A 4955-nucleotide genomic window follows, 5' to 3' on the forward strand; every position below is an offset into this window, starting at 1 on the left:
TTTAGATGTCGAAAAATTACAGTGGATATATAAAACGGAGTAGGTTCCCTACTCCGTTTTACTTATTATTAGATAGATGTTTTGTTTTTTCTAGTCTGTCTAACACTCTTCTTTTCTTATATAGCATTTTACCGACCTCTGCAATTTCTTCAATTGTTTTTCGGTTTAAATAAGCACCAAAAAGCATGCCAGCAATGGGAATCATCTGAAAGAGCTTTTTCCAACCATAGTTATCGCGGTATACAGTAAATACTTCACGCCATGATTTCATTTGTGAAATACTATCAGCATGAGTAGCACGAGTATCAAAATGTTTTAACTCATGAAGAATTGTTTGTTTTCCTACAATATCAGATGAAGAGAACTGTAAGCATTTTACGATAAATAGCCTCTCTTGCATATCATTTGGATTATAGCCATAGCAAATTGCGATTTCTTGTAAAATGTTTAATGACATACTTAAAATAGCTGGAATATCAATTGCAAGGGTGAAAATACCACCAAAGCCAGTTGTAGCACCTTGTGCAATAGCCATAGATTTTCTATTTTTGATGATTTTATCAACAATTGCATCCATCTCATGTAAAGGAAAGTTTTGAATATCATCTAAAGAAGCTGCGTTTTCAAATTTTTTTATTGTTGTTGCTGGGTGAATTAAATATTTGCTTCCAGAATTGAGATACTGAATGAGTTCATCTAATAAAATATTAATTTTTTTATGGATAAACTTTGGTGTTAATTTATCAAGCACAGCAAACGGAATTTTTCCCCATTTTTCAAAGAACCATAGGTCATCTTCTTGTTCTTTCTCCCATTTTTCAATAATAGTAAGTTCCCTTGATAAAATGTCCTTGGACTCCATCTTTCACCCTACTTTCTTATAGCCGTATCTTTTCATTTTACTTAATATTTTTTGAACAATAAAGAAAATTGGATATTTTAGTTAGGATGGATCATGCAATATTTAAATTAGGATTTCTTGTGTGAGAAGTAGGGCTACGAGTACAACTGAAACAAAGGTGTTAATTTGGCTTGTGAAATTCGAATTTTTAAAAATATAACTTATTCATTACAAGGGTGATAGAATAGATGAGAAAATAGAGAAGCGTGCAGTAGGGAGTAGATTTTGAATGAAAGCAAGGATTGAAGAGATTTATAGTTCATATCAAGGAAGAGTAGAAGAGATCTTCGTTGATGAATCAGCTTACGTATATGAATGGGAAAAATTAATGACGATTCGAAAAAATGACGGAACACTGGAGAAAGTAGCGGTGGGAATTAGTGGTCATATAAGATCTGTAAATATAGAGGTTGGTCAGGAAATCGCTGTGGATACATTGTTATTTAAATTAGAAGATGATTTATTGATTACTGGTTGTGAATAATAGAAGGTGTGTAGAAATTGCTACACATCTTTTTTTATTGGTAATAATCCCATTTATTACAAAAAACACATTGTTTTTTCACAAATTTCACACAAACGTTTGATATCCTCTTAAATGAGAAAGTTAATCGAATTTAATTAGAGAAGGGAATTACATATGAAAATAATTCAATTTTCTTTTCTCTTATTTTTTGTATTACTCTGTATCCCATTTAGTAGTCATGCTGAAACGACAATACAATCACAAATTGATGCTGCTCCTGCATATGGAACTGTGAAACTAAAAGATGGCGTTTATAATGAAGCGATTGAAATATCGAAGCCTATTATATTAGAAGGAGAAAGAAATACGGAGATTCGTTTTTGCGGTAATAAACCTATTATTACAATAAGTGGAGAAAATGTTACCGTTAAACGCATAAAAATAGAGCAGTGTAACAATAAAGAAGGAACAGCTGCTGTATCTGTCTCAGGAACTGGACATCATTTAACTGATTTAGAAATTCGTACACAGCAAATCGGAATTAAGATGGAGGACGCCTGGAATACGAAAGTACAAAATAGCAGTATTCTAGGGAAAGAAAATGCCAATGGAATTGATTTATGGCAATCTCACCAGAATCAAATTGAAAATGTTCAAATAAAACATGTACGAGATGGAATTTATTTAGAACAAAGTAATAATAATCAAATATTAAGAAATTCCATTGAGCAATCTCGTTACGGTATTCATCTTATGTATTCTGATGGTACGATTGTGAACAATAATCTATCACAAAATAATATAACTGGTGCGATGATTATGGGCACAAAAAGAACGACTGTAAAGGAAAATCAATTTATAAATAACAGAAAGAATGTTCATGCGCAAGGGTTACTCTTGTATGATTCGGTAGAAACGGAAGTTATGCAGAATCAAGTTGCTAACAATAGAGTGGGAATTTATGTCGAAAAGGCGAAAGACAATCAGATTATAAAAAATGACGTTACAAATAACTTTATTGGCTTGCAGTTTAAAAATGCGAATGAGAATGAAATAGCTGAAAATACCTTTTTAGCTAATATTAATGGATCGCAAGCTACGGAAAGTACAAATAATATCATTCATCGTAATTATTGGGATGCTTCTTTGAAAGTCGATGTAAATCATACAGGTATCAGTGCATTACCGTATAAAGCCGATTCGTTCTTTCTTGTTTTAACGCAAGATATTCCGGAATACCAGATATTTTTTCATGCACCAGGGATGCTCGTTTTACAAAATTTGATAAAAATTCCAGATGAGTCAATGTTGATTGATTACAAGCCAAGTATGAAGATGCAGTTTTATAAGACAGAAAGGGATACAACACCTCAATTTGGAGCTTGGATAATTAGTTTAAGTATGTTGCTAATAGGGAGTGTATTGTTTATTTTAGGGAGGAATTATTGATGAGATTAAAACATATTGTATTAGCTATGTGTATATGTTTAGCATTTGCGGTAGTAGGGTGTGGAAAGAAGAGTGTAGAGGCAGTTGCAGTCGATGGAAAAAATGATAAGTGTGATAATTGTAATATGGCAGTAATGGACAATCAATTTGCTACGGAAGTTATTTTAGAAAATGGAAAAGCGTTAAAATTTGATGACATTGGCTGTATGTACAAATGGATGGATAAGCACAAAAATGAAAAAACACAGGAAAAATTTGTCCGAGATTATAATACAAAGGATTGGGTTTCATTAGATAAAGCGACTTATGTGTATGATAAAACAATTAAAACACCAATGGCTTACAATGTAATTTCTTTTAAAGAGAAAAAAGACGCTGAAAGCTTTGTATCTAAACATGCTGGAAAAGTAATTTCATATAAAGAGTTAGCGGATCATAAATGGGAAAAGAATAAAGAAATGATGGACGAAATGAAGAAAGAGCATGGGAAAGAGAATAGCACGGGTCACTCCCATTAATATGAAATGAAATGGGGTCATATAGCCCCAAAATAGCTGGATAAAAGACAACCTTAGGCGGTTGTCTTTTTCTATAAAAAGGGTGATGATATGTGGAATATATTTTATTCAGAGTGGCGTAGTACAGTAAGGGAAAAGTCTGCGTACACGTTTTTAGTGCTTTGGGTTGTGGTACTCTCTTTATTATTTTTAATGGAACGAAATGTACCATCTTTAGCGGGATATACAAACACAACGGGAACAATTTTAAATCTAGTCTTATATATTATACCGTTATTTATGTTAATTACAGGCTCATTTTCAATTGCAAATGAGCTTGAAAATGGAAAGTGGAGGCTACTATGTACGTATCCTCTAGCGACATCTTCATATGTAATAGGAAAAATCGCAGGTCAATTTATAGGACAAATTATTATTTTTACACTTAGCTTTGGAAGTAGTGTAATGATTGGATTATTAAGTGGAAGTAGGTTTGAAAGTAGCTGGATACTAGCAATTTATTTATTTTCTGTTATTCTCATATTCCTTTTTTTAGTTTTAGGTATAGCAATTGGTGGATTTTCTTCGACAAGATGGCAAGCATTAGCAATTTCAATTGCAGTTTGGTTTTTACTTATTATGATGTGGCCTACAGCAATAATAAGTATTCTTAACTTTGTTCCATACACGATGATAGCCCCGCTCATAAAAGTTTTTTTGTTTTGTAATCCTGCTGAACTATTGCGAATTATATTTGTTATTCAATTAGGAGGGGGAGCCATATTTGGTCAGCCATATGATCAACTTGTGATATTTATGCAGGGCGGGACAGTAGTAATAGTTCTTTTCGTATATATTGCAATTTATACAGCATTCTTCTTATTAATAGCAGTCTGGCGATTAGAAAGGAGAAGAAACTAATGACGATATTGCAAATTGAGGGGATTTGTAAACAGTATAAAAAGAAGACAGCATTATTTCCTACTACATTGCAAGGGAAAGATGGAGAGTGTATTGTATTATGTGGTGGAAATGGAGCTGGGAAAAGTACGTTTCTTGATATACTGGCTGGAATTTCTTCACCCACATCTGGAATGGTAAAATTGCAGGGGATAGAATTACATAAGGATCGGAAGCAATATGTAGCTGAAATTGGCTATATGCCAGATGATTTTCATGCACAGCAATCCATGACTGTACACGAGTTTCTATCATTCTATGCAGCTTTTCGAAAGATAGGAAAAGAGAGAGTGCAGGAAGTAATTACATTACTTGGATTAGAAGAAAAGAAAACCGAATGCTTACATAGATTATCAAAAGGTATGAGACAAAGGCTATTATTTGGACAAGCTTGGCTTGCTAAGCCTAAATTATTGATATTAGATGAACCAACAAATGGTTTAGATCCTTATTGGGTCAGTGAATTTGTTACTTTATTAAAAGGCATAAAGAGAAGTGGTACAATCATTGTTTTCTCAACACATATGATGGACGTAGCCGCAGAGGTTGGGGATGTGGTGCTTTTTATGAATGAAGGTAAGGTTACAAAAGAGATAAGGAATGATGGGAACACGGAAAGTTTGATATTACAATTATTGAAACTTCACCGTAAGTAATAGTTCTGTATATAATACAAACAGCT

At 33.0% G+C, this 4955-nt stretch carries 6 protein-coding genes; 5 read left to right on the top strand and 1 reads right to left on the bottom strand.

What is annotated here, in order from left to right:
* Positions 1 to 58 precede the first annotated feature (58 nt).
* The gene (locus V7183_RS19185; protein WP_097896602.1) at positions 59 to 862 is read right to left on the bottom strand and encodes an EcsC family protein; all 804 of its coding nucleotides are present in this window, start codon (positions 860 to 862) and stop codon (positions 59 to 61) included.
* Positions 863 to 1130: 268 nt separating this feature from the next.
* Here V7183_RS19185 and V7183_RS19190 point away from each other — a divergent pair, with 268 nt between their 5' ends.
* The 5 genes from V7183_RS19190 to V7183_RS19210 all read left to right on the top strand — a co-directional run bounded on the left by V7183_RS19190 (position 1131) and on the right by V7183_RS19210 (position 4929).
* Positions 1131 to 1385: a hypothetical protein gene (locus V7183_RS19190; protein WP_335360491.1), complete on the top strand. Its 255-nt coding sequence runs from the start codon at positions 1131 to 1133 to the stop codon at positions 1383 to 1385.
* A 156-nt stretch (positions 1386 to 1541) separates the two neighbouring features.
* Positions 1542 to 2816: a right-handed parallel beta-helix repeat-containing protein gene (locus V7183_RS19195; RefSeq protein ID WP_097896598.1), complete on the top strand. Its 1275-nt coding sequence runs from the start codon at positions 1542 to 1544 to the stop codon at positions 2814 to 2816.
* Complete coding sequence (locus V7183_RS19200) at positions 2816 to 3334, top strand: nitrous oxide reductase accessory protein NosL (RefSeq protein WP_097896596.1); 519 nt, start codon at positions 2816 to 2818, stop codon at positions 3332 to 3334. The genes V7183_RS19195 and V7183_RS19200 overlap by 1 nt, the downstream gene beginning before the upstream one ends.
* A 90-nt stretch (positions 3335 to 3424) precedes the next feature.
* A complete protein-coding gene (locus tag V7183_RS19205) occupies positions 3425 to 4234 on the top strand; it encodes an ABC transporter permease (protein WP_335360492.1) in 810 nt (269 codons plus the stop codon).
* Entirely contained in the window at positions 4234 to 4929 is a 696-nt protein-coding gene (locus V7183_RS19210) for an ABC transporter ATP-binding protein (RefSeq protein WP_097896593.1), read from the top strand. The genes V7183_RS19205 and V7183_RS19210 overlap by 1 nt, the downstream gene beginning before the upstream one ends.
* Positions 4930 to 4955 lie beyond the last annotated feature (26 nt).

The organism is Bacillus sp. JJ1127 (assembly GCF_036965845.1).
Classification (GTDB): domain Bacteria; phylum Bacillota; class Bacilli; order Bacillales; family Bacillaceae_G; genus Bacillus_A.